The following is a 23,882-nucleotide window of genomic DNA, read 5'->3' on the forward strand; positions in this document are numbered from 1 at the left end:
CATCATGCAATCTATCGAATCCACCGCGCTAGAACCGACAAAGAGCGAGATGGCCGGGCTTTCGGTCGGGCAGAAGATCGGGCGGCTCATCCCGGTCTACGGACTGGTGATCCTGACGGTCGGGCTAATCCTGCTCTTCTCGATCCTGTTGCCGAATACCTTCCCGACGGTGCTGAACGTCCGCTCCATTGTTTCCGACAAGGCGATCATAGCGCTTCTCTCGCTAGCCGCGATGATCCCGATGGCATCCGGCCGCATCGACCTGACCGTCGGCTACGGCATCGTGCTCTGGCATATCCTGGCTATCAGCTTGCAGACGGCCTACGGCTTTCCCTGGCCGGTCGCGGTTTTGGTCGTGTTGGCGCTCGGCGTCATCACCGGCTTCCTCAACGGTCTCCTGGTCGAGGTCGCAAAGATCGACAGCTTCATCGCAACGCTCGGCACCGGAACGGTGCTCTATGCGCTGGCCCTCTGGCACACGGGCGGTAGGCAGGTGGTCGGCGTGTTACCGCAGGGCTTTTACGATCTGAACGGCACGATGGTCTTGGGCCTGCCGATCACAGGTTTCTATGTGCTGGCGATCGCGCTCGTCATGTGGATCGTGCTCGAATACCTGCCGATCGGCCGCTATCTCTATGCAATTGGCGCCAATCCGAAGGCCGCCGCACTGAACGGCATTCCGGTGCGCAAATTCGTCATCGGCGCCTTCGTCACGTCAGGCTTTTTGGCGGCGCTGACCGGCGTACTTCTCGCCTCGAAGCTGCGGATCGGCCAGGCAAGCGTCGGTCTCGAATATCTCCTGCCAGCGCTCGTCGGCGCCTTTCTCGGCTCAACCACGATCAAGCCCGGACGCGTCAATGTCTGGGGCACGCTGATCGGCGTAATTATTCTGGCGGTCGGCATTTCCGGCATTCAGCAATTCGGCGGCTCGTTTTTCGTCGAACCGCTTTTCAATGGGGTCACCCTGCTCGTTGCCATCGGCATCGCAGGCTATGCCCAGCGCAAGCGCGGCGCGGTGAGGAGGACCACGCCCGCGCCCAAGTAGACCTGCCGGTTCGACGCCGGTCGCTATCAATCCAATGGAGGAATGGACATGAAACGCAGAACAATATTGCAGGCAACGGTCGCGGCCGTCGCCCTGTTGATGAGCATGCCGGCATTTGCCGACCCGATGGCGGATGCCAAGGCCGTCGTCGATAAATATGCGTCCAAGGTGAGCGCCTGGGATGGCCCGACGAGCGGCCCGAAGGCGGCCCAGGGCAAGACCATCGTCATTCTCGCCGCCGACATGAAGAACGGCGGTATCCTCGGCGTCGTCAACGGCATTCAGGAAGCGGCGGCATCGCTCGGCTGGAAGGTGACGGCGCTCGACGGCGCCGGCTCGATCGGCGGTCGTACCGCCGCCTTCGGTCAGGCCATGGCCCTGAAACCGGACGGCATCATCATCAACGGCTTCGATGCCGTCGAGCAGAAACCGGCGATGGAATCTGCAAAGGCGGCCGGCATTCCGATGGTCTCCTGGCATGCCGCATCGAAGGTCGGCCCGGTTCCGGAAGTCGGCGTCTTCGCCAATGTGACCACCGATGCCATGGAAGTCTCGAAATCGGCCGCCGACTGGGCCTATGTCGATGCGGGCGGCAAGCCGGGCGTCGTCATCTTCACCGATTCGACCTATGCGATTGCGATTGCCAAGGCCGACCGGATGAAGAAGGAAATCGAGGATCTCGGCGGCACGGTGCTTGAATATGTCGATACGCCGATTGCCGAGACATCGCAGCGCATGCCGCAGCTGACCACCTCGCTGCTGCAAAAATACGGTGACAAGTGGACGCATTCGCTGGCGATCAACGACCTCTATTATGACTTCATGGGTCCGTCGCTCGCCTCAGCCGGTATTGCCGGCAACGGCAAGCCGGTGAACGTGGCCGCAGGCGACGGTTCGGAAAGCGCCTATCAGCGCATCCGCGCCAAGCAGTACCAGGCTGTCACCGTTGCCGAGCCGCTCAATCTTCAGGGCTGGCAATTGGTTGACGAGCTGAACCGCGCCTTTGCCGGCGCTGCGTGGTCCGGCTATGTCTCGCCGCTGCACGTGGTCACCTCAGGCAATGTCGAATTCGACGGCGGCCCGAAGAACAGCTTCGATCCTGATAACGGCTACCGCGACCAGTACAAGAAGATCTGGGGCAAGTAGAACTCAAAACAAGCAGATGGAGCCGCGAACCGTTCCCGTAAAACGCTAGGCGGGCTCCAGGAGCGCATCCGTGCGATGCGCTCCGCATATCATCCTCAATCGAACCCGATGCCAATCCGGCTTTTCAAGAGCTTCTGGAAAAGAGATCCCATGATCATTCGTTACGCACTGTTTGAAGGCGAAATCCACCCCGGCAAGGAGGCCGAATTCCGCGCCTTCGTGAAGGAGCGGCTGGTGCCCCTATGGACGCAGTTTCCAGGCGCGCAGGAGGTCCGGGTTCTGGATGGCCTGGAACGCGATGCTGGAGCGCCCGTCTATGCGATGGCACTAGCCATTCGCTATCCTGATATGGACGCCGTAACCGCCGCACTCAAATCCGATGTGCGATTTCAGAGCCGTGACGTGACCGGCGAACTTCTGACCATGTTCACCGGAAAGGTGCACCATCACATCTTTGCGGCCAACGAATATGGCCCGACCGGGAATTGACCGGTTCCCATCACTGACCAGCAATGGAGTTGGGCTGGCGCACCCGGCTAGTTCTTTGGTTGCTCCGTCTTGCCCAAGAGGAGACTGGCGAATTCTATCGGGAAGGGAAACAGGATCGTCGATGTCTTTTCGTTGGCGATGACGTTCAACGTGCTCAAATAACGAAGCTGCATTGCCTCCGGTTGCCTGGCCAGGATTTCGGCCGCTTCGAGCAGTTTCGCAGCCGCCTGTTGCTCACCCTCGGCATTGATGACCTTGGCGCGACGCTCGCGTTCGGCTTCGGCCTGGCGCGCAATTGCGCGGATCATGGATTCGTTGATGTCGACATGCTTGATCTCGACATTGGCGACCTTGATGCCCCAGGCGTCTGTTTGGATGTCGAGGATTTTCTGGATATCTTCATTGAGCTTGTCGCGCTCAGCCAACATCTCGTCGAGGTCGTGCTTGCCAAGCACCGAGCGCAATGTCGTTTGGGCGAGCTGACTTGTCGCCATCATGAAGTCCGCGACCTGGATCGTCGACTTCTCCGGATCGATGACCCTGAAATAGATGACCGCGCTGACGCGGACCGAGACATTGTCATGCGAGATGACGTCCTGGCTCGGTACATCAAGGACCCGCGTTCGCAGGTCGACCCGTATCATTTGCTGGACGTAGGGAATGAGCAGGATCAATCCGGGTCCCTTGATGCCAGTGAAGCGGCCAAGGGTGAAAACGACGCCGCGCTCGTATTCTCGCAGGATCTTGATCGCCGCGGCGACGATGACCAGCAAGACAATGATGGCCACAAGATACGAGGCGAGATCTGCAAACATGCCCATGACTTTTCCTCCTGCTTGCGAAGGCCGTCAGGCCTCCTGTGAGCGCCGCGTAACTTCCAGCGTCAGCCCGCTTCGACCGGTTACCTTGACATCGTCGCCGGGGCTAAACGGCTCGGTGGACGCTGCCTTCCAGCGCTCGCCATGCGCGATGACGTAGCCGGACGTGTCCGTCCAGCTTTCAACTATCCCCGAAATGCCAATCATCTGTTCCGAGCCGGTGACGACTTGCCGCCAGCGCGAGATGAAGGCGACACGAGCAACGACCAGGCTGAAAAGAAGGCTCGCAACGGCAAGGCTGCCAAGGGCGGTCCAGGACACTTGCAGGCCTGGTATTTCGGTATCGAACAGAATAGCCGCGCCTAGCACCAGCGCGACCCCGCCGCTAATGCCGAGTGCGCCGAAGCTTGGCGAGTGTGCCTCGGCCACCGTCAGTCCGATACCCAGGATGATCAGCCCTGCGCCGGCGTAACTCACCGGCAGCAATGCCAGGGCATAGAGGCCAAGCAGCATGCAGATGCCGCCGATGGTGCCGGGGACGAATGTTCCAGGTGTGAGGAATTCGAAGATCAGCCCATAGATGCCGACCATCATGAGGATAAGCGCAATGTTGGGATCGGTGATCACGGAAAGCAGATCCGTGCGCCAGTCCGGCTTGAATTCCTGGACGACAAAACCCGTAGTATCGAGCTGGACATCCGTTTCGCCGACCCGAACAGTGCGCCCCTGCGCCTGCTTTAAGAGATCCTCGACGGTGGCTGCGGCGAAATCGACGACGTGCTCGCGCACGGCAGCGGTCGATGAAAGACTTGCCGCTTCGCGCACGGCCCGCTCCGCCCAGTCGGCGTTGCGATTGCGCAACTCGGCAAGGCCGCGAATATAGGCCACGGCATCGTTGACTGCCTTTGCTTCGCCGGGATTGCGGGAGGACTGCCCCTTCGCGCTATCCGGAGCGCCCGAGGTACCCTTGTCGGGTTCTGCGCCGCCACCGAAAGGTCCGCCGGTGATCGCGATCGGTGTCGCTGCACCGAGATTGGTACCCGGCGCCATGGCCGCGATGTGGCTTGCGTAAAGAATATACGTACCGGCGCTGGCGGCCCGTGCTCCGCTTGGTGCGACAAATCCCGCCACCGGCACGGGCGAAGCGAGGATCGCGCGGATAATGTCCCGCATCGAGGTGTCGAGACCGCCGGGCGTATCGATCTGCAGCACAACCAGGCCCGCGCCGCGTTCTTCGGCTCGTTCAAGGCCGCGCCTTACATAGTCGGCCACTGCCGGGCCGATGGCGCCATTGATCGTCAGGACGATGGCCACGCGCTCAAGCCCAAAGGTCGGCGAGGCGGTCAGGCCCAAGGCCGATACCAGAGCCAGCATCAATGCGAGAGCAGGCGACACTCGACGCCAAAGTCTCAAGCGCTGCGCTATCATTCGCTCAATATTCATACTCTATAATATATGGCGGCACGGCCAAACTTTAAGGCGAGAAACCCTCCGGCATTCACACAATAGAGAGAAATAATGCCAGGAACGGCCATCAGCCGTGCGAAGCCGAAACCGTCAACCATGGTCGAGGGCGCTTGAGCGCCGCCGACCATGCTTCGTTCAATTTATCCGCGACCCCTGGTCTTCGAATATGTGGCACTGGGCGACGGCATAGGACAGCTTGACCTTGCTTCCGGGCTTTATCGGAACAGGGGATCTATATTCGGCAACGATCGGCTGGCCGTCATCCAGCTGGCAGTAAAGATACTGGGTACCGCCAAGGTATTCCGGAAAGTCGACCGTTGCCTCAAGAGTGTCGGCGCCGCTGTCGCAGATCGTCAGATGTTCAGGCCGAATGCCGAATGTCAGCCTATCTCCGGCCCCCAGACCAGCGCCGCTTTCAGGAGCCGCTATCTCCCTGGTCCCGAGGCGGATTGATCCGTTGCCGAGCCATGTTGCATCCAGAAGGTTCATCCGCGGCGAGCCGATGAACCCTGCGACGAAGAGGTTGGCCGGGCTTTCATAAAGTTCACGCGGCGTACCGACCTGTTCGATGCGGCCGTCACGCAGCACGACGATCCTGTCGGCGAGCGTCATGGCCTCGGTCTGGTCATGGGTGACGTAGATCATCGTGTTGCCGAGTTCGCGATGCAGCCGCGCGATCTCGATGCGCATGGAAACCCGCAGTTCGGCGTCCAGATTGGACAAGGGCTCGTCGAAAAGAAAGACGTCGGGTTTGCGGACGATCGCTCGGCCGATCGCGACGCGTTGGCGCTGGCCGCCGGAAAGCTGCCCCGGACGACGCTCACGAAGATGCTCGATCTTCAGGATCGATGACGCGGCATTGACGCGGGCCTCGATTTCGGCCGCCTGCGTTCGCGCCATCTTCAGCCCGAAGCCGAGATTGTCGCGGACGCTCATATGCGGATAGAGCGCATAGGACTGGAAGACCATGGCGATGCCGCGATCCGACGGATCGAGATCGGTGACATTGCGCCCCTTGATCTCAATCTCGCCGTCGGTCACTTCCTCGAGACCCGCGATCATCCGCAGCAAGGTCGATTTCCCGCAGCCGGAGGGACCGACGAAGACCACGAAGGAACCCTCCGCAATCTTCAGATCGATGCCGTGTATAACCTCGAGGCTGCCGAAGCTCTTGCGGATGTCGGTCAGCACAACGCCAGTTTCGCTCATCTCATTCACCGCTCGATGCACCCGCTCTGACCCAGACCAGCATTTCACCCGGCGATCGGTTGTCCCAGAAGGGATAGGGCACGAAACGTGCCGTTGCCTTGCGCGCCGTTGGCGGCGAAGTGCGGTAAAGGGCGCTGCCCCAATCCGCCTTGTCGCGCAGGACAGGCAGATCAAGGGCAACCGCACCTTCAAGCTCGGCAATTTCGCACGTCGTTGCCTTTGATACATCGCCGGCAAGCTCGATGCCGTTCAGGCCTTCGCCATTGTCCGTGGTCTCGACGCAGTAGACAAGCGGCCCGCGCATCAGCGCCGCGCGACCAGCATCCTGACGCACCATCGGATTGGCCCAAAGTGCGCGGGTTTTAAGCGGAATATCGAGATCGACATGGTCGCCGCTTCTCCATTCGCGCTCGATGCGCGCGTAGCCGTCGACGAAGACAGACAAAAGGTCGAGCGCTTCGCCGTTCACCTTGATCGCGGCACCATCGGCCCATTCTGGAATGCGCAACGAGATAGCAAAGCGGGCCGGCCCGTCGGGCGCAACGGCCAAGTGGATGGCGCCGTCCCAGGGATAACGCGTGTTCTGCGAGAGTTCGATCTTCGCCCCGCCGATCTCAAAGTGGGCTTTGCTTTCACCGTAGAGATGCACCGCAATCTCGTCGTCGGCCAGGGCATACATGTAGGAGCCGACGGATGCGAGGAGGCGGGCAATGTTCGGCGGGCAGCATGGGCAGTGGTGCCAGATCCAGCGGTGATGCTTACCCGCACTTTCAAGCGGATTCTCATAGAAGAACGTCTTGCCGTCCAGCGACAGGCCGGCCATCGCGCCGTTGTAAAGTGCCTGCTCCATGATATCGGCGTAACGACGGTTCGGGCCGCGGCCAAGCATGCGGTTTGCCCAGAAGACAAGCCCGACGGAGGCGCAGGTTTCGGCATAGGCGCTTTCGTTGGGAAGGTCGTAATAGTCGGTGAAGCCTTCGTTGGCCGCTGCCGGGCCGATGCCGCCGGTGACATACATCTGCTTCGTCGTCAGGTCGTTCCACAACGTCTCGAGCGCGGCCGTCAGGCTGTCGTCGTTGTACTCCGTCGCGATATCGGCCATCCCGGAATAGAGATACATGGCGCGGACGGCGTGGCCGACGACCTTCGTCTGTTCGCGCACAGGCTCATGCGCCTGATTGTATTCGTAGGTTTTCTGGATGAATTTTTTCGGATCGCGACCGTCGCGCAGCGCCTCCTCGGTGAAGTAATTGGGCTCGGTGCCGCGCTCGTCGATGAAATATTTGGCGAGATCGAGATATTTCTTCTCTGCCGTGACACGGGAGAGCTTTACCAGTGCCAATTCCACTTCCTCATGGCCGCAATAACCGCGCAACTGTCCCTTTCCGTGGCCGAAGACCTTGATCATATAGTCGCCATAGCGGCTCATGATGTCGAGCAGCTTGCGCTTTCCCGTCGCTTGATAATAGGCAACTGCGCCCTCGATCAGGTGGCCGGCGCAGTAGAGCTCGTGGTGATCGCGCAGATTGGTCCAGCGACGGCCCGGCTGTACCCGCTGGAACCAGGCATTCAGATAGCCGTCGTCATCCTGCATTTTCTCGTACATGTCGATGATGGCATCGACCCGCGCTTCAAGCTCGGGATTTTGGCGGCGATAAAGCGAATAGGCGACGGTCTCGATCGATTTGCCAAGGTCGCTGTCCCAGAACATCTGCGTCGAGCCCGCCCAGGGCTGCAGTGGAATGACGATGCCGGGGCTTGACTGGCTGACGTCGATCGCTCTTACCATGCCGGCCTCGACGCACCTGTCGAGAAGCGTTTCGGCGGTCGAATCGCAGATTGCGTCCTGGCGATCACCGAACAGGCCCGACAATTCCACGCTCGGAACGGGGAGGGGACGGAACTGGCGATCTGTCTTCGGCTTGTCCATGGCTTCATCCATTTCTGTTGAGTGTCATTTCACCGCGCCGGCCATCAGCCCGCGCATGTAGTAGCGTTGCAAAAGCAGAAAGACGACGAGGCACGGCAGCGTCATGACGGCAACGCCTGCCTGCACCGCCCCCCAATTGACCGCCCCGAGGCGCCCGGCGCGTACCGCCATCATCAGGACCGGCAGCGTGTATTTGTCGTTGCTCGACAGCAGCACCAGGGCAGCCAGGAACTCATTCCAGGCATTGAGGAAGGCAAAGATCGCAACCGTCGCGGCCCCCGGTAGGACAAGCGGCAGCAGCACGCGCACCAGCAGCCGAATATCGCGCGCGCCGTCTATACGTGCCGCCTCCTCGATCTCCTTCGGCACGGCGTCGAAGGCATTGCGCATCATGAAAACCGAAAACGGAAGCTGCAACGTCACATAGACGAGGGTGAGCCCTAGGAGCGAGTTGTTGAGGCCGAGCCTTGCCAAAATGATGAACAGTGGCGTCAGGATCGACTGGAACGGGATCATCAGCGTCGCGATGATCAGCACGAACAGCACATTCTTCAGCGGAAAACGGTATCGCGAAAAGCCGTAGCCGGCGAGCAGGCTGACGCTGACGGTCAGGACAACCGTTGCAAGCGAGACGATCAGCGAATTGATCGTATGCTGCAGGATACCGGCGCCGAACGTATCGAGCGAGCGATAACTATCCAAGCTGATGCCCGTCGTCGGCCATGGCGGAAGCGGCGGCAGGCTTGCCTCCGTGCCGTGCCGGAAGGAAGCAAGCAGGGTAACGGCAAAGGGTGCCAGGAAGAACAGCGCGATAATAATTCCGGCGCTATGATAAAGCGTCTTTGCCCGGATGGCTTTGCGGGCGCGGCGTGCCTTGGGAAGGTTCATGGTCGCTCGTCTCCGACGCGCAGCAACCAGAGCTGGGCGATGCTGATCACCATCAAAATGGCAAGCAGGACGATCGAGAGCGCTGCTCCGTAGCCGAGATTGAACGATACGAAGGACTGGTTGAAGATGTAGTAGACGACGGAGATCATCCGGTTCTGCGGCCCGCCGCTCGTCATGATGTAGAACTGGTCGAAGGCGAGGATCGAGCCTGTCACGGATACAATCAGAGCCAGCGCGATCGTTTTGCGCATCAAGGGCAGCGTTAGATGCCGGAAACGCTGCCAGCGGCCTGCGCCGTCGATGCGGGCCGCTTCGGTAAGCTCGGCGGGAATAGCTTGGAGCCCCGTCAGGAGAATGATCATCGTGAAGCCGGCGATCTTCCAGACGACCATGATGATGATCGTCAGAAAGGCGCTGTCGAAGGTTGCAAGCAGGTTCGGGCTCTTTTCCACCAGCCCCAGCGCTTTCAGTGCCGGGCCGATGAAGCCGCTGTCGACATTGGCAAGCCAGACCCAGAGCAGCGAGGCCGAGGCAAGCCCGACGACGACGGGAAGGAAGATGATGGTGCGGTAGGTGCTGACGAAACGCCGCTCCTTCTCGACGAAAATCGCAAGCGGGAAAGCGATCGCGAAGATCGCGATCGTCACGATGACTGTATAGTATGCTGTGAAATTCAATGCCGACAGGAAGCGGGCGTCATTGAACATCCGGATGTAGTTGCCAAGGCCGATCCAGCGTGAGGCCCCCATCAGCGGCCAGTTGTGAAGGCTCATCCAGACGGTGAACAGGACAGGCATCACGAAGAAGACGATGACGAGCCCCATGGCCGGGGCGATGTAGACAAGCCCGCGCCACTGCGATCTCCGCCGCCGCCTGCGCGGTGACGACAGTTGCTTTTGACCGGTATCGGCCATTGAAACGCTCCGTATCTTGCTTCAAAAAATTGGCCGGAAGGCTGCCACCACCTTCCGGCCAAGCCAGGCGGGGAGAGACTATTGGGCGCTGTCGATGATCGACTGCATCTCCGACTGGGCATTCTTGAAGGCGGCGTCGACATCGTCGCCAAAAATGGCGGCATTGGTGAAGGTCGCCCAGGGGCCGTTGGCGCTGTTGATCAGATCGTTGAATTGCAGCGTGTAGGGTGTCTTGGCGACGCCTATGGCCTTCAGGCCAACTTGCATGCGCGGGTCGAGACCTTCAAGCACCTTGTCGGCGATATCGCCGCGCGTCGGCAGGCTTCCGTATTTTGCCATGATCTTCTGGCCATCCATCGAATAGATATATTCGATGAACTCCTTGACGGCATCGAGCTTCTTCGTGCCCTTCGTGATGACGAAGTTGTCGCCGCCGGCAAATGAGGATGCACCGCCATTAACCCCAGGGATCAGGGTGACGCCGAAGTTGATATCCGGATGCTGCGTTACCAGCGTGCCGATTGCGAAGGCGCCGAGGCTCTGCTGCCCGATCTTGCCGTTGGTGAAGCTCAGGAAGTTCGCTCCATTGTCGCTTGCCGCTCCAGCTGGCACCAGATCCTTCTTGACCATCTCACGGTATATGCCGACGGCCTTGCGCATTTCAGGCGTGTCGAGGGTCGCCTTCTTGCTGTCGGGCGAAAGGATGTCGACACCCGCGCCCCAGACCAGCGGCGTAAAGGTGAAGATCATGCAGCCGCCACAGCCGCCGCCCGAGAAATAGAACCCATAGGTGTCGTCGCCGAGCTTGCGGATCTTTGCCGCGTTTGCCTCGATCTCCTCCCAGCTTGCCGGCGCCTTTTCGGGGTCAAGACCGGCCTTCTTGTAGAGATCCTTGTTCCAGGCAAAGACCGAGGTCTCGACCGAAAGCGGCAGGCCGTAGACATGGTCCTGGTAGGTGCCGAGCTTGACGTGGGAGGGGGAGAGCGAATTGAAGTAAGGCAGCTTTTTTGCCCAATCCGTCAGATCTTCCAGCTGCCCGGCCGCAGCAAAGGCCGGGGTGTAGATGAGGTCCATCGAAAGTGCGTCCGGTGCCTGCCCGCCGGCGATTGCGGTGGCGTATTTCTGGACCAGCTCCGAGAAGGGAACCTCGGTCGCGGCGACCTGGTTCTCGTGGCTGGCATTGTAGGCCTCCACCACCTTCTTGAAGGAGTCGCCGATACCGGTGCGGACCCACATGTCGATTTTTTCGGCGGCCGTTGCTGCGGACACCAGGCATAGGGTAGCGACGCTGGTCGCTGCCAGTAAGCGCTTGATCATGGCATTCCTCCCAAAAGGCGCGTCTCCCCGCGCCGTTGCTTATTCCCCGAGGGCTTGAGCCCCGCATGACTGCCGTACGATCAGACGGCACGGCAATTTCCTCACTCCCGGCTCGACCGGCCGTCCCTCGGCCAGCGCAAGCACCGTCAGTCCGGCGGCCCGGCCCAGTTCCTTCAACCCCATATCCACCGTCGTCAGCGGCGGCCGGGTCTGCGCTGCGACAATCTCCCAATTGTCAAAGCCGACGACGGAAACATCCTGCGGCACCTTGATGCCTCGCTCGCGAAGAGCGTCCACAACGCCGCGCGCGATCTGGTCATTGCCACAAAAGATCGCATCGGGCTTTTCGCCGGGCCGGCTCCAGATCCTCTGCACGGCCTCATGACCCCAGCTTTCCGCCCAGATCCCGTACATGACCGGCTCCATCTCGCCGGCAACTTCCCTGTAGGCCTCGGCACGTTCCCGAACGGAAAAGAAGTCCTGCGGCCCTGTCACGTGAACGATGTGGCGACGCCCGAGCTTTGCCAGCCATTCGACCGCCAGCCGCGCGCCCTGCGCGTCATCCGAGCGAAAGCTCACGCTGTCAGGCGTTCCTTCCGTAAAGGCATAGACCACCGGCACCGACAGGTTCGACAGATCGACTGGCAGATGCCTGTCGACGCGTTTTCCCGACGCGATGATACCATCCACCTGCTTGTCGAGCATCGCCTCGACATGTGTTTGTCCAAGCGCCGGGTCGTCCTCAATAGCGCACAGGAATACAGAGACGCCGTGATCGAGCAGCGCATCCGACACCCCGGCCATGACAGGCATGGTAAAGCGCCCATACGTATCGTTGGTGAGCAGGCCGATCGTAAAGCTGCGCTTGCTGAGCAGGCCTCGCGCCAGTGAATTCGGCCTGAAGCCCATTTCCGCAGCGATACGCTTTACGCGTTCCCTCGTTTCGTCTCCCATTCGGCCCGTATTGTTCAGGGCCTTGGACGCGGTCGATATGCTCACCCCTGCGGCGGCCGCAAGGTCATGAATAGTAATGCGTTTGTTTCCGGAGATATCCAGTCTAGCCTCCCAGCGATAATTAGAAAAAACCTTTTCTCACGCGGAATGTCAAGAGAAAAAACCTTTTCTCAATCGCATTAGCTCGGGTCAAGCATCCGTTCACTTCAACCGTGGCAACGTGCTCGAATGTCAACGCAAGGTGAGCGCGGATCTCGTCCTTGATGTTGCATCAAAGGGCAAGTCGAACCGTCTTTCCCGCTTCCGTATAGAGGGTGTCCATATGGCGGCTTCCCGCTTCAAGGAGCCGCATTCCAGGCCAGGTTTGGCGCAGTGTGAATGACAGACGACGCAATTAAGCAATTCGCTATCTTTATCGGCTAATTTATTGAAAATTCACCATGGCGAGGGGGCCGGAAATGAAAATCTCCATCAAGACGGGACTGACATCACTCCTGATCGTGCTTGCAATCGCCTTCTGCGGCAACGCATTTGTGTCGCTGGTCGGGTTGAACCAAACCAACGCATCGACGATCGCCCTCGGCAAGAACGCGCTGCCGAGCGCTCGCACCCTCGGTGACTTGGAGGCCACCCTTACCGACAAACGACTGGCCTATGCGCAGCACATCCTGTCGCTGACGGACGAAACAATGACCAAGGCGGAGCAACGCATCAATGACGTCAAGCAAAGAGCCGCTGAGCAAATCGCAGCCTATCGTGCTCTTGCCCCGTCTGATGTCGAACGCAAGCTGATCGACCAGATTGAGGCGGGAGCTTTAGCCTACGACACTCTGGCTGTGCCAATGCTCGCCTTGTCGCGGCAGAACAAAAACGAGGAGGCAGCCGCCATCCTCAGTGGGGTGATGCGAGATCAAGCCACCAAAAACGGCGCGCTGCTTAAGCAACTCAAGGACGTCAACCTGGACGCTGCCAATCGGGCCGTTGACGATGCTGCAAAGGCATTCTCCTCGGCGATGGAAATTTCCATTGCGACCATCGTTGTTATTCTCACGCTGTGCGGCTTCGGCATCTACTATGCCGTCAGGATTGTGTCGCTGCCGCTGACGCGGATTACCGGCTCGATGAAGGAGCTGGCGGACGGTGCGCTCGATCGCGATATCCCCTACCGTTCGCGCGCGGACGAAATCGGCAAGATTGCAGCAGCGCTGGAAGTCTTTCGGGAAAGTGCACTTGCCAATCAAAGACTGGAGCGGGAAGTTGCCGCCCAGCGAACACTTTCCGAGCAGGAGCGTGACCGTCTTGCGCAGTCTGAGCGCGTGAGGGCCGAAGCCATGGCCGACGCGACGGCCCAACTCGGAAAGGGTCTGAAACAGCTGTCTCGCGGAGACCTGACCGGCCAAATCACCGAACCATTCGTTGCGGAACTTGAAAGCCTGCGGGCCGATTTCAACAGCGCCACGGGCCAGCTTGCGGAAACGCTGCGGGCGGTTGCTGAAGCAACCGGTGCCATCGACGTCGGCACGAGCGAGATCAGCCAGGGCGCGCAGGATCTGTCGAAGAGAACGGAACAGCAGGCTGCGGCGCTCGAAGAGACAGCCGCGGCCCTCGATGAAATCACAGCCAACGTCTCGAATTCCTCAAAGAGAGCCGATGAAGCGCGCGCTGTGGCCGCGCAAGCAAATGCCGGCGCCACACATTCGGGCGTTGTCGTGTCAAATGCCGTCAATGCAATGGAGAGGATCGAACAGTCATCCCACCAGATCGCCAATATTATCGGCGTCATCGATGAGATCGCGTTCCAGACAAACCTGCTGGCGCTGAACGCCGGTGTCGAGGCTGCCCGCGCAGGAGAGGCCGGCAAGGGCTTTGCGGTTGTGGCGCAGGAGGTGCGCGAGCTCGCCCAGCGGTCGGCAAAGGCTGCAAAGGAGATCAAGGATCTCATACGCAGCTCAAGCGTCGAAGTGCAAAACGGCGTCAAGCTCGTCAGCGAGACCGGCGAGGCGCTGAAGACCATCGAAGGCTACATCATTACCGTCAACCAGCATATGGACGCCATTGCAACCTCTGCCAAGGAGCAATCCGTAGGCCTTTCCGAGGTCAACACGGCGGTCAACCAGATGGACCAGGTAACGCAGCAGAACGCCGCAATGGTCGAGCAAACAAACGCGGCAAGTGCAACGCTTGCCGAGGAGGCGGCCAGGCTGCGAGAGCTGATCAGCCAGTTCCAGCTCGCCGGGACGAGAGCATCGCAGGAACCGCCGCGCCGTAAACCTACAGCTTTGGCGCTTGCCGCCACCGCTCTCCACAAGCCGGCTATTTCTCCGGTGCGCAAAATGGCCAACACCGTTGCTGCAGCCTTCGGCGCAAAGACGAGCGCGGGCGCTGGTCACTGGGAAGATTTTTGACGAGAGTGAGTCCTGACGCGTCAGCATTCGTGAGGTGAGCCGGTGGGGGGCTCGCTGTTACGGCGATGGGTGCCACGAGACCTATGCACTGGGCGCGCGGGTGGCGTGAGGTATTATCTCTGCTTCAAACGATTTAAAGGCCTATGTTCCAATCATCGAAACGACGCCGGAACCAAACAAGGTGCTGACGTCAGGCAGCCCTTAGAAAGGGGATTATCATGAACGTAGCACGCTCTTTCAATAACTGGCGCAAGTTCCGTCAGACCGTTACCGAACTTGGCCGCATGTCGAACCACGAACTGCAGGACCTGGGCATAGAACGCGCCGATATCCGCAGCGTCGCCCGCGCATCGGTTTCTCGCTGATCGCGCCAGACAATAGACGCCTGACACTGCACGACGCCCGCTGACGAAGCGGGCGTTTTTGTTTCAGTCTTTTCTTGCATAGCTGCAGTGCGTAATGCCTATGAAATACACATGACTGGCGCAGGATCATCGATGCCGGTTTCGGACCGCCGCAGGTTGGTCCAGGGTCGCTGTTGTGGTCGACGCCCTTGCTTGAAGCGGACTTCCGCCTAGATCCTGTCGCGTGGGGACCTCCTGCGCTAGGATAGCGCGCATCTGTCCATTTGCCTCAAGTGGGCAGCCCATGGCAACCATTGGAGAGACCGATGCAAGAGCCCTTCGTTGTCCGCCGCGAGACACACATCCCGGCGCCGCCGGCTGCGGTGTTCGCTCTGATGACCGATCCTGAGAAGATTTTGCGCTGGATGGGAACGGAAGCGCAGACCGAGCTTCAGCCCGGTGGGCTCTACCTTGTCAACGTCACCGGCGCTCGTTTTGCTCGAGGCTCATTTCGCGAAGTCGTGCCGGTACACCGCCTGGCCTACAGCTTTGGCTGGGATGGTAGCGAGATCGTGCCCCCAGGGTCGAGCCTGGTCGAAATCGACCTGATCGAGCAACCGGATGGAACGTTGTTGCGCCTGACCCACAGCGGCCTGCCCAGCGCCGACCAATGCGCCGGTCATGCGGAAGGCTGGGCGCATTACCTCGGCAGGCTCGCCGAGGTTGCTGCCGGCCGCGACCCGGGTCCGGACATCTGGGCGGGCAGGGCATAATGGCCTTCCGTTCTCGAAACTGTAGTCCTTGAGCCAATTGCGTTCAGGGTGAGCGGGAGCTTGCGCTTTTCGAGCAGGCCATCGCCATGGCCCGGATGACAGCCTGTGGCCGCCGTGGCATGATCGAGGCATGGATCTGCCCGCCCCTCTCGCCTGGCTGGTTGACGAGGCCGGCGCCTCGCACGGCCCTGAACGGTTTCTGGCCGAACTTGGCGGCCGGTTGCTTGCCGATCGCCTGCCACTGGCCGGTGGAGCCCTGACGCTTGCAGTTCCGCATCCGATCATTGCCCGGCGCACCTGGCTGTGGCGGGCGGAGACCGGAGCGGTGATTGAGGCTTTGGGCTTTGGGGGCGGGCCGCTCAGCCAGGCCGGGCGCGACTGGCTGGCTGGGCTTGGCCCCGTGCATGAAGATGCGATCGGCGACTTGTCGGACAGTCCCGTGCTCGGCTGGGCTGGGGCCCGGCCATTCGATCCCGCCGAGGCCGATCGGTTGGGCCAGGCTGCCCGCTTCGCTGCAGCGCCCTTGGCCGCGCTGACCGCACGGGCCGCGCTGACAACGCTGCTCGAGGCCTATCTCGGCCGGCGCAGCGCCGCCCGAGTGCAGGCCGGTGCGCTGCGTCGCGGTACCGGAGAGACCATCCATGCGGCGCTGCTCTGTGCCGATCTGCGTGACTTTACTGCGCTCTCCGAGGCAACGGAGCCCGCGGCGATGATCACCGCCCTTGATGCCTGGTTCGAACGTGTCACCGGGGCGGTCCACGCCTTCGGAGGTGAGGTACTGAAGTTCATTGGCGACGGCGTGCTGGCGATCTTCCCCGTCACTGGCGCCCCGGGCGAGGCTTGTGAGGCTGCCCTGCACGCGGTCGTTGCCGCCCGCGCAGGCATGGTTCATCTCGACGCGGTGCGCCAGGCGCAGGGGTTGCCGCCGCTACCCTTCGGTGCGGCACTGCATTTCGGCGAGATGCTGTGGGGCAATATTGGCGCGGCCGACCGGCTGGACTTTACCGCCATCGGCCCGGCAGTCAACCTGGTCAGCCGGCTCGAAGGACTATGCAAGCCCCTTGGTCGAAATGTGCTCATCTCCGGCGCAATTGCAGCGCAGGTCACAACAGCTTTGATCCCCATGGGAGAGCACATCATGCGCGGCATTGCTGCTCCCTGCGCGGTTTTCACCCTGCCGGAGAATGCAATTTAAGATGAAGAGTAAACGACAGTGCGGGGAAGTGACATGAAGAAATTCGCACGCCGGCACTGAATGTCTATTGTTGATGTCTTTCACTGACGGCGGACATTGAGGTCACTATTATTGTTAGACGAATGGTGCAAGTACGGCCTCAGCCACGCATCATTTTCATCATCTAGTAAGGTGTTGAAATCATGGGAGCGCTCCGGCAGCGGCAAGGAGCAATCAGGCTAGTATTCGTCAACGTTCAGCATAGTTGCAGATTAGTCAGTGGAGTTTAGCGTATAAATTCTCTGATTAATTTGAAGTACTAATATGGTTGAGTCTCTCTCGGAACGCAACCAGGGTAATTGAATATATATTCCCGTATCGCTTTCATTTATATTGCCATTTGTCAATATTTATTAGCGTTAATAGATTTATCACATATCATGTGGTCTACTTCTTACACAGCGCTATTGGCGACGAGCAGGATGCTCCCTCACTGTGATGTTCCTGATGTAGAGGCAGGCATTCTCATCCCAATACGAAATTCGCTCCTTGCGCGGCAGGATTGGTCGGGTGCCTGCTCTCAAAAAGCGAGACCGCGCCCATGTCATTTCTGAAGAACGCCAAGATCCGAACGAAAGTCCTTTCCCTCATCATACCGATCTGCCTGATTGGCGTTGCGGGTGTTGCCGTTATCTCAAGCTATTTCACCGGTACGGTCACCACCTACTCTGACTTCATCTCAAATGACGAGCGAGCTGCCGTCGAAATGGCCCGCTCAAGCCAGCGATTAGTGGCGCTGAGCTACAACGCCTATCAGATCCTGGTCTACAGCTCCAAAGATCCGGAGATGGCGAAGCTTACTGCGAATTATGCCGAGAACAAGAAGGTCCTGTTCCAACGCTTTGACACGGCAAAGCAGCTCATTCCCTCAGAGGCCGGCGCAATCGACAAGCTTGCCGCTCAGGCAAACGATGTCATCGCCCTGACCGATCAGGCCGTGAAGGTCGGAGAGGCGGATGACAATGAAGGAGCGACCAGCCTGTTGAGAAAGGCCGATCCGCTGATTGATGCGGAGGTGCTTTCGATCCGCACCTGGCTTGATAATTTCAACAAGAACATCGGCACCGCGAGCGATACGCTGCGCCTGCACGCGAGCAATACCATCCTCGACACTCTTCTCGCTCTTGGGCTGATTTTTGCAGCCTCGATCCTTGTCGCCGTTGTCATCTCGGCTCGCGGCATCACCAAGCCGATCGAGAGCCTGCGTGCTCGCATGGCTTTGCTGGCCAAGGGCGAGACATCCGAGCCGGTTGCCGGCATCGATCGCAAGGATGAACTTGGCCAAATGGCAGCAGCCGTTTCCGTCTTCCGCGATAATGCGATCGAGCGCATCCGGCTCGAGCAGGAGGCGAACGCCGGCCGCAGCCTGTCGGAACAGGAAAGGGTCGAGCGCGAAGAACAGAAGGCAAAGGAAGCCGCCGATACCAAATTCGCCGTCGATGGCCTGGCTGCGGGTCTTGCCGAACTTTCAAATGGTAATCTCACCTACCGGATCGAGCAGGCCTTCGTTTCTCACCTCGATCTGCTCAGGGGCAACTTCAATGCCTCGATGGCAAAGCTGCAGGAGACATTGCGATCGGTCGGCGATAACGCCATGGCCATCGAAGCGGGCGCCAACGAGATCCGATCCGCCGCGGACGACCTTGCAAAACGCACGGAGCACCAGGCAAGCTCGGTGGAGGAAACGGCCGCTGCCCTGGAACAGATCACCACCACGGTAAAGGATTCCACGCGACGTGCTGAAGAGGCGGGAAATCTTGTTGGACGCGCACGCGCCGGCGCGGCGAAATCCGGCGAGGTGATGCAGTCGGCCATAGCTGCAATGCAGGCGATCGCCAACTCCTCCCGTGAAATCAGCAATATCATCGGCGTTATCGACGACATTGCGTTCCAGACCAATCTTCTGGCTCTCAATGCGGGTGTTGAAGCGGCACGCGCCGGCGAGGCGGGTAAAGGTTTTGCAGTCGTGGCACAGGAAGTGCGCGAACTTGCGCAACGCTCGGCAAAGGCAGCCAAGGAGATCAAGGCGTTGATATCCACCTCCGGAAACCAGGTCAACAGCGGCGTTGATCTCGTCACCAAGACGGGCGATTCCCTGCAGCAGATCGTCAAGGAAGTTGAAGAGATCGATGGCAACGTGAAAGCGATTGTCGAGGCGGCTCGCGAACAGGCAACGGGTCTGCAAGAGATCAACACGGCGGTCAACACCATTGATCAGGGAACACAGCAGAATGCCGCGATGGTCGAAGAGGCCACGGCAGCCAGCCACAGCCTGGCAAGAGAAGTCGCTTCGCTCAACGAGCTTCTTCGACAGTTCACCCTTCAAGATGGCCGCAGCCACGCCAGACCGGTTGCGAGCACGCGGTCGCATGCGCCGGCGCCAACTCCTGTGCGGACATTGCGCTCAAAAATAGCCGGCGCCTTTGGCCAATCCGCCGCTGCGGCGCAAGCCACCGCATCCTGGGAAGAATTCTGACGTCGTCTAAGGAATCGGATCAATCTTCCAGCAGATTGATCCGATTGACGATCGCGCTAACACACAGATTCAAAACCATACTTTCCCAGTATCCGCTGACCTTCGTCGCACAATAGGAAATCCCGAAGCCGCGTAGCTTTCACGTCGGCGTCTTTGCGGACAGTCACGCCATACTCGATGACCGGCGAGAATTCTTGCCGAAGATTGACGATGCTTAGTGCTGGATCAGCCTCCAGAAGGCGGGCATTCGAGTAATAGCTCAGGAAGATATCGACCTTTCCATCGGCAACAAGCCAGCCGCTGCTCCTGCCGGGTGGCGGCTGCGGCGAGTTGCGACCTCCGAGCAGTTGTCGCGCACGCGACTTCAGCGCATCGCCGAGGCCCGGATGACTTGCTTCGATCAGGCTGAAGACCTCGAAGGCGTAATCCCCAGCAGGATCGTCGCCCGGCGTCGATGTGCCGATCCTGACCCTCGGATCGGTGATGACATCGACAAAGTTTGCGGTTGTCAGACCAAGATCACTGCGCGCGAGCACGCAAAGCCGGTTGCGCGCGAAACAGGCCGCGTCGGTCCCTATGCCGAGCAGGGCCAATCTTTGCGGATGTGCCATATTGGCAGAGGCGAAGAGATCGAAATGATCGCCCGCCTCGATACGCTCCCGCAGCAGTCCTGCCGGGCCCAATGTCAGGGCAGCGCCAATACCGGTCGCCTGGCGGAATGCCTCAATGATCACTGGGAACGCATGACGCATGCTGCCTGCGCTCAGGACCTGTATAGCTTTGCCTGGTGCAATCATCGGCGTTGTCCTCTTCTGTTCCTTTGCCGGAAGACAGGCACGAAGACGGTCTCTTCTACGTCACCGCTTCCCAAGCGGGCAGAGCGCACCGGTATGCCGTAAAGGTCCTCGAGATTGGCCTGGTTCATGACCTCATCCGTTGCACCGAAGATGATGCGCGCCTGGTCGAGCATCATTAGCGTCCGGTCGGCGACCGCCATCGCATGGTTCGGCTGGTGGGTGGTAAAGGCGATGGCGAGCTTGTCGCGATCAGCCAATTCGCCAAGCAGCGAAAGCACGATATCCTGGTTCTTGAGGTCGAGGGCCGAAGCGGGCTCGTCGAGAAGCAGGATGCGGTTTTGCCCGGCGAGCGCCCGGGCGATCAGGACGAGTTGCCGTTCGCCGCCGGAAAGCACGTTGACGTTGTAAGACGCGTAGTCGGCCATTCCAGTGGCGCGCAGCGCCTCCATTGCCTTCTCGATATCGATCTTGCTCGGCGTCTGGAACAGCGCAACATGCCGGGCACGGCCCATCAGCACGATGTCTAGAACCGAATACGCAAAGGAGCCGGAAAACTCCTGCGGCACGAAGCCAGTTTGCGGATTGAGCGACAGATCGCCGGAGGTGGGTTTCACAAGGCCTGCAAGCACCCGCAGCAGCGTCGACTTCCCGCGGCCGTTAGGCCCGAGAATGGCGACAATCTCGCCCGCCCGAAGATCAAGATAGAGATTGCGGAACTGCCAACGCACGCTGTCATAGGATTGGCTCACCGCCTCGATCCGCAATATTGCCCGGTCAGACGCCACGGTTGCCTCTTTGGGTTTGCCATAGCACCAGCACGAAGACCGGCGTACCGATCAGCGCGGTGAGAATTCCCAACGGAATTTCCGTGCCGGTCGCCGTACGCGCAAGATCGTCGATGACGAGCAGGTAGAGCGCACCGATGATCAGTGATGTCGGCATCATCACCCGATGGTCCGAGCCAACCAGCATCCGAGCCATATGTGGCACGATCAGCCCGACCCAGCCGACAATGCCGCTCACCGCGACTTGCGCTGCAACGACTGCGGAAACGAGAATCAGGATCAGCCAGCGAAGCGGTTCGACCCGGACGCCAAGTGCGCGAGCATCCTCGTCCCCGATCGACAGAAGGTTGATGCGCCAGCGCAAGCCCAAAAGCAGGATGCCGCCAATCACGACCGGGCCGGCCACGAGCGACAGCTTCTCCCAATTGGCTGTCGATAAGCTTCCGAGCAGCCAGAAGACCATGGCTGGCAATTTGTCTTCGGCATCGGCCAGATACTGGAGGAGGCTGACGAGGGCGCCGAAGAATCCGCTGACGACCACGCCGGCCAGCACCAGTGCCAGGATGTTGCGGCGCGCGACGATGCCGTTCAGCCCATAGACAAGGACGAGAGCCGAAAGCCCGAAGGCGAAGGAAGAGGCAAGCAGGCCCGCGCGTGAGAAGCTTAAGAGGATGGCAAGCGTGCCGCCGAAGGCGGCGCCTGAGGAAACGCCCATCACCTGCGGGCCGACCAGCGGATTGCGGAAGACGCCCTGCAACGTGGCGCCTGAGAGCGCAAGACCCGCACCGGAAAGGAGCGCCAGCAGGATGCGTGGCAGGCGCACGGTGAAGACAACATTCGCCTCCGTTGGAGTAACGGGCACGTCAGGCGGAAAAACCGCGCAAAGCAGGATCTGCACCACGCGGGCAAAGGCGATATCGTAGCGGCCGACGCCAAGGGAGCCCACCGACAGGATCAGGAGGATGGCTGCCAGGACGGCGATGACCAATGGTGGCGAGCGAGGCCCGGACAGGTTCCGGCTCATTGGCCCGGGAGATAGTCTGTGCGGTAGAATATGTTGTAATAGGCGTTCGCCTCCGCCTGCATGTCTATATCCGCAAAGTGGTCCGGATAGAGCGTCTTGGCCATCCAGAGTTCGCCAAGTGCCATGGCTTCCGGCATTGGATAGCCCCAGGCCTTGGCATATTCGGGCATCAGATAGATTTTACCGTTCTTGACGGCATCGATGGTCTGCCAGGAGTCCGTCTTCTTGATCTGGTCGACGACACCAGGGTAGCGCTCCTGTACGAAAATCACCGCCGGATCCCAGGCGAGCACATCCTCCATCGTGACCTGCTTGAAGCCGGCGATCGCGTTGGCGACGTTCCTGGCGCCGGCGCGCTGCATCATCAGGCCGGTATATTTGCCGTGGCCATAGGTGGTGAGTTCGGGATTGGCCATGTAGACCGGCACGCGCTTGTCTTCGGAAAGATCGGTGAGGCGATCGGCGATCAGCTTGCGGGTCTTTTTGGTGGCCGCGATCATTTCCTCGGCCTTTTTTCTGCGATCAAGAATATCGGCGACGAGGCGCACGCCGGTCGCAAATCCCGCATCGATCGCGGCAGGTTCATCCTTGACGTTTGGGTTGAGCTTCGTCGCTTCGTCAGGCGGTACGTCGAGAAGCGAAATGGCGACCACCGCAAGACCCGCATCTTCGATCTGCTTGACCATCTCGGCGGGCGCATAATTGGTGACGAAGACGACGTCGGGCTTGAGCCTCAGCAATTCCTCGATGTTCACCTTGGTGAGGCCGCCCGGCATGGCAAGATTTGGAAGCTGCGGTGCGAGCCGCACATAATTGGCGCCAAGCTGCTTCTTCCATTCATCAAGAACGCCGACAACCTTGCCCATCGCATCGAGCTGGACGGCGATATTGAGCGTCTGGTGCTGCAGGATGACCACTCGATTGACCGCATCCGGGATATGCACCTGGCGCCCGATCTGATCGGTCACGATGCGGTCCGCAAAAGCGGGGGTTGAGAGCAATAAACTGCTGATAGCGAAAGCGATTTTCGCAATCAAAGCGATGCGGCCGGTGTTCAACATGCGTCCTCCTGGAAGAGACCGAGCGCTAGTATGATATTCGGCCGGATACAACGGCGTTATATCCCGTCGGATATCTCGATAACTTTCAGAATTGAACCGAGTCGGCAAGGAGAATCGGCAGGCAACTTCGCAGAATGTCTGAACAAAAAGTTAAGCTGCACCAAGCTAAGTGCTCGTTTTTACGATATTTATTAATAGTGTCGTTTAGATTTCATTTACCATGTTTCTGTCATATGGGCTCATAGAAACGGTAAGTTAACCTGAAGTTTGGGTTAACAGGCATGAAGCTGACAGTCGTTCCCGGTGGCAATTCCGGAATGTCCCTTTTCAACCACTGCCATAAGGGGCAAGAAACAATATGACGAGCATTATCACCAACAATGCAGCTATGGCTGCTCTGCAGACACTGCGCAGCATCAACTCCAACCTGACAATGACGCAGAAGCACGTTTCAACCGGCCTGCGCATCTCCAAGGCTTCCGACAACGCTGCCTACTGGTCGATTGCCACCACCATGAAGTCCGACAATGGTGCCATGGGCGCCGTTTCCGACGCCCTCGGTCTCGGCGCTGCCAAGGTCGACACCGCTTCGACCGCCATGGACAGCGCCATCAGCATCGTCGAGTCGATCAAGGCAAAGCTCGTCACTGCCGAAGAAGGCAGCGTCAACAAGAGCAACGTCCAGGACGAAATCACGCAGCTGCAGCAGCAGCTGTCGAGCGTTGCCCAGTCGGCTTCGTTCTCCGGCCAGAACTGGGTGATTGCATCCTCGGGCGCCTCCGCCTCGGTTGTTTCCTCCTTCATCC

Annotated in this window: 21 protein-coding genes; 9 read left to right on the forward strand and 12 right to left on the reverse strand. The window is 59.8% G+C overall.

Features of this window, described 5'->3' with window-relative positions:
• Positions 1 to 4 precede the first annotated feature (4 nt).
• From AB4Z52_RS25385 to AB4Z52_RS25395, 3 genes are all read left to right on the forward strand, one after another.
• Positions 5 to 1,045: an ABC transporter permease gene (locus AB4Z52_RS25385; protein WP_442220659.1), complete on the forward strand. Its 1,041-nt coding sequence runs from the start codon at positions 5 to 7 to the stop codon at positions 1,043 to 1,045.
• A gap of 48 nt (positions 1,046 to 1,093) precedes the next feature.
• Positions 1,094 to 2,191 carry an ABC transporter substrate-binding protein gene (locus AB4Z52_RS25390; RefSeq protein ID WP_442220660.1) on the forward strand — a complete coding sequence of 366 codons (1,098 nt, stop codon included), beginning with the start codon at positions 1,094 to 1,096 and terminating at the stop codon, positions 2,189 to 2,191.
• A 150-nt stretch (positions 2,192 to 2,341) separates the two neighbouring features.
• A complete protein-coding gene (locus AB4Z52_RS25395) occupies positions 2,342 to 2,680 on the forward strand; it encodes a hypothetical protein (RefSeq protein ID WP_442220661.1) in 339 nt (112 codons plus the stop codon).
• 47 nt (positions 2,681 to 2,727) lie between these two features.
• Here the strand turns inward: AB4Z52_RS25395 and AB4Z52_RS25400 are convergent, their stop codons facing one another.
• From AB4Z52_RS25400 to AB4Z52_RS25435, 8 genes are all read right to left on the reverse strand, one after another.
• Positions 2,728 to 3,501, reverse strand: coding sequence for a slipin family protein (locus AB4Z52_RS25400; RefSeq protein WP_442220662.1), 774 nt, complete (start codon positions 3,499 to 3,501; stop codon positions 2,728 to 2,730).
• Positions 3,502 to 3,528: 27 nt separating this feature from the next.
• Entirely contained in the window at positions 3,529 to 4,893 is a 1,365-nt protein-coding gene (locus AB4Z52_RS25405) for an NfeD family protein (protein ID WP_442220663.1), read from the reverse strand.
• 207 nt (positions 4,894 to 5,100) lie between these two features.
• The gene (locus tag AB4Z52_RS25410) at positions 5,101 to 6,174 is read right to left on the reverse strand and encodes an ABC transporter ATP-binding protein (RefSeq protein ID WP_442220664.1); all 1,074 of its coding nucleotides are present in this window, start codon (positions 6,172 to 6,174) and stop codon (positions 5,101 to 5,103) included.
• A 1-nt stretch (position 6,175) separates the two neighbouring features.
• Positions 6,176 to 8,104 carry a glycoside hydrolase family 127 protein gene (locus AB4Z52_RS25415; RefSeq protein WP_442220665.1) on the reverse strand — a complete coding sequence of 643 codons (1,929 nt, stop codon included), beginning with the start codon at positions 8,102 to 8,104 and terminating at the stop codon, positions 6,176 to 6,178.
• A 24-nt stretch (positions 8,105 to 8,128) separates the two neighbouring features.
• Entirely contained in the window at positions 8,129 to 8,992 is an 864-nt protein-coding gene (locus AB4Z52_RS25420; RefSeq protein ID WP_442220666.1) for a carbohydrate ABC transporter permease, read from the reverse strand.
• Positions 8,989 to 9,906 carry a carbohydrate ABC transporter permease gene (locus AB4Z52_RS25425; protein ID WP_442220667.1) on the reverse strand — a complete coding sequence of 306 codons (918 nt, stop codon included), beginning with the start codon at positions 9,904 to 9,906 and terminating at the stop codon, positions 8,989 to 8,991. The genes AB4Z52_RS25420 and AB4Z52_RS25425 overlap by 4 nt, the downstream gene beginning before the upstream one ends.
• 78 nt (positions 9,907 to 9,984) lie before the next feature.
• Positions 9,985 to 11,223, reverse strand: a complete 1,239-nt coding sequence (locus AB4Z52_RS25430; protein ID WP_442220668.1) for an ABC transporter substrate-binding protein — start codon at positions 11,221 to 11,223, stop codon at positions 9,985 to 9,987.
• A gap of 39 nt (positions 11,224 to 11,262) precedes the next feature.
• Complete coding sequence (locus tag AB4Z52_RS25435) at positions 11,263 to 12,279, reverse strand: LacI family DNA-binding transcriptional regulator (protein WP_442220686.1); 1,017 nt, start codon at positions 12,277 to 12,279, stop codon at positions 11,263 to 11,265.
• Between the two features lie 356 nt (positions 12,280 to 12,635).
• On the opposite strand from AB4Z52_RS25435, the gene AB4Z52_RS25440 reads away from it, so the two are divergent.
• The 5 genes from AB4Z52_RS25440 (at position 12,636) to AB4Z52_RS25460 (ending at position 19,409) form a co-directional block, all read left to right on the forward strand.
• A complete protein-coding gene (locus AB4Z52_RS25440) occupies positions 12,636 to 14,582 on the forward strand; it encodes a HAMP domain-containing methyl-accepting chemotaxis protein (protein ID WP_442220669.1) in 1,947 nt (648 codons plus the stop codon).
• A 218-nt stretch (positions 14,583 to 14,800) separates the two neighbouring features.
• Positions 14,801 to 14,947, forward strand: a complete 147-nt coding sequence (locus AB4Z52_RS25445) for a DUF1127 domain-containing protein (RefSeq protein ID WP_442220670.1) — start codon at positions 14,801 to 14,803, stop codon at positions 14,945 to 14,947.
• A gap of 305 nt (positions 14,948 to 15,252) precedes the next feature.
• On the forward strand, positions 15,253 to 15,699 hold the full coding sequence (locus AB4Z52_RS25450) for an SRPBCC family protein (protein ID WP_442220671.1): 447 nt from the start codon (positions 15,253 to 15,255) through the stop codon (positions 15,697 to 15,699).
• A gap of 130 nt (positions 15,700 to 15,829) precedes the next feature.
• A complete protein-coding gene (locus AB4Z52_RS25455; RefSeq protein WP_442220672.1) occupies positions 15,830 to 16,894 on the forward strand; it encodes an adenylate/guanylate cyclase domain-containing protein in 1,065 nt (354 codons plus the stop codon).
• A 580-nt stretch (positions 16,895 to 17,474) separates the two neighbouring features.
• On the forward strand, positions 17,475 to 19,409 hold the full coding sequence (locus AB4Z52_RS25460) for a methyl-accepting chemotaxis protein (protein WP_442220673.1): 1,935 nt from the start codon (positions 17,475 to 17,477) through the stop codon (positions 19,407 to 19,409).
• Positions 19,410 to 19,465: 56 nt separating this feature from the next.
• Here AB4Z52_RS25460 and AB4Z52_RS25465 read toward each other — a convergent pair whose 3' ends face one another.
• Genes AB4Z52_RS25465 through AB4Z52_RS25480 form a run of 4 tightly spaced genes read right to left on the reverse strand, consistent with a single transcriptional unit; the run spans position 19,466 to position 23,076 of the window.
• Positions 19,466 to 20,206: a molybdate ABC transporter substrate-binding protein gene (locus AB4Z52_RS25465; protein WP_442220674.1), complete on the reverse strand. Its 741-nt coding sequence runs from the start codon at positions 20,204 to 20,206 to the stop codon at positions 19,466 to 19,468.
• Positions 20,203 to 20,991 carry an ABC transporter ATP-binding protein gene (locus tag AB4Z52_RS25470; protein WP_442220675.1) on the reverse strand — a complete coding sequence of 263 codons (789 nt, stop codon included), beginning with the start codon at positions 20,989 to 20,991 and terminating at the stop codon, positions 20,203 to 20,205. Before AB4Z52_RS25470 ends, AB4Z52_RS25465 begins: the two co-directional genes overlap by 4 nt.
• Positions 20,981 to 22,015 (reverse strand): FecCD family ABC transporter permease, encoded by a 1,035-nt coding sequence (locus tag AB4Z52_RS25475; protein WP_442220676.1) that lies wholly within the window; start codon positions 22,013 to 22,015, stop codon positions 20,981 to 20,983. Before AB4Z52_RS25475 ends, AB4Z52_RS25470 begins: the two co-directional genes overlap by 11 nt.
• Positions 22,012 to 23,076 carry an ABC transporter substrate-binding protein gene (locus AB4Z52_RS25480; protein WP_442220677.1) on the reverse strand — a complete coding sequence of 355 codons (1,065 nt, stop codon included), beginning with the start codon at positions 23,074 to 23,076 and terminating at the stop codon, positions 22,012 to 22,014. Before AB4Z52_RS25480 ends, AB4Z52_RS25475 begins: the two co-directional genes overlap by 4 nt.
• Before the next feature lie 358 nt (positions 23,077 to 23,434).
• On the opposite strand from AB4Z52_RS25480, the gene AB4Z52_RS25485 reads away from it, so the two are divergent.
• Positions 23,435 to 23,882 (forward strand): flagellin N-terminal helical domain-containing protein (locus AB4Z52_RS25485; RefSeq protein WP_442220678.1); only part of this gene is annotated, 448 nt, incomplete at its 3' end.

The sequence above is a fragment of the Rhizobium sp. 2YAF20 genome (assembly GCF_052114685.1).
GTDB lineage: Bacteria > Pseudomonadota > Alphaproteobacteria > Rhizobiales > Rhizobiaceae > Rhizobium.

Excerpts from the sequence above, each read along its gene's own strand:
- AB4Z52_RS25410 (WP_442220664.1), bottom strand. The coding sequence starts at position 6,174 with ATGAGCGAAACTGGCGTTGTGCTGACCGACATCCGCAAGAGCTTCGGC.
- AB4Z52_RS25450 (WP_442220671.1), top strand. The coding sequence starts at position 15,253 with ATGCAAGAGCCCTTCGTTGTCCGCCGCGAGACACACATCCCGGCGCCG.
- AB4Z52_RS25440 (WP_442220669.1), top strand. The coding sequence starts at position 12,636 with ATGAAAATCTCCATCAAGACGGGACTGACATCACTCCTGATCGTGCTT.
- AB4Z52_RS25455 (WP_442220672.1), top strand. The coding sequence starts at position 15,830 with ATGGATCTGCCCGCCCCTCTCGCCTGGCTGGTTGACGAGGCCGGCGCC.
- AB4Z52_RS25445 (WP_442220670.1), top strand. The coding sequence starts at position 14,801 with ATGAACGTAGCACGCTCTTTCAATAACTGGCGCAAGTTCCGTCAGACC.
- AB4Z52_RS25465 (WP_442220674.1), bottom strand. The coding sequence starts at position 20,206 with ATGATTGCACCAGGCAAAGCTATACAGGTCCTGAGCGCAGGCAGCATG.
- AB4Z52_RS25415 (WP_442220665.1), bottom strand. The coding sequence starts at position 8,104 with ATGGACAAGCCGAAGACAGATCGCCAGTTCCGTCCCCTCCCCGTTCCG.
- AB4Z52_RS25400 (WP_442220662.1), bottom strand. The coding sequence starts at position 3,501 with ATGGGCATGTTTGCAGATCTCGCCTCGTATCTTGTGGCCATCATTGTC.
- AB4Z52_RS25385 (WP_442220659.1), top strand. The coding sequence starts at position 5 with ATGCAATCTATCGAATCCACCGCGCTAGAACCGACAAAGAGCGAGATG.
- AB4Z52_RS25460 (WP_442220673.1), top strand. The coding sequence starts at position 17,475 with ATGTCATTTCTGAAGAACGCCAAGATCCGAACGAAAGTCCTTTCCCTC.
- AB4Z52_RS25390 (WP_442220660.1), top strand. The coding sequence starts at position 1,094 with ATGAAACGCAGAACAATATTGCAGGCAACGGTCGCGGCCGTCGCCCTG.
- AB4Z52_RS25480 (WP_442220677.1), bottom strand. The coding sequence starts at position 23,076 with ATGTTGAACACCGGCCGCATCGCTTTGATTGCGAAAATCGCTTTCGCT.
- AB4Z52_RS25395 (WP_442220661.1), top strand. The coding sequence starts at position 2,342 with ATGATCATTCGTTACGCACTGTTTGAAGGCGAAATCCACCCCGGCAAG.
- AB4Z52_RS25420 (WP_442220666.1), bottom strand. The coding sequence starts at position 8,992 with ATGAACCTTCCCAAGGCACGCCGCGCCCGCAAAGCCATCCGGGCAAAG.
- AB4Z52_RS25475 (WP_442220676.1), bottom strand. The coding sequence starts at position 22,015 with ATGAGCCGGAACCTGTCCGGGCCTCGCTCGCCACCATTGGTCATCGCC.
- AB4Z52_RS25430 (WP_442220668.1), bottom strand. The coding sequence starts at position 11,223 with ATGATCAAGCGCTTACTGGCAGCGACCAGCGTCGCTACCCTATGCCTG.
- AB4Z52_RS25425 (WP_442220667.1), bottom strand. The coding sequence starts at position 9,906 with ATGGCCGATACCGGTCAAAAGCAACTGTCGTCACCGCGCAGGCGGCGG.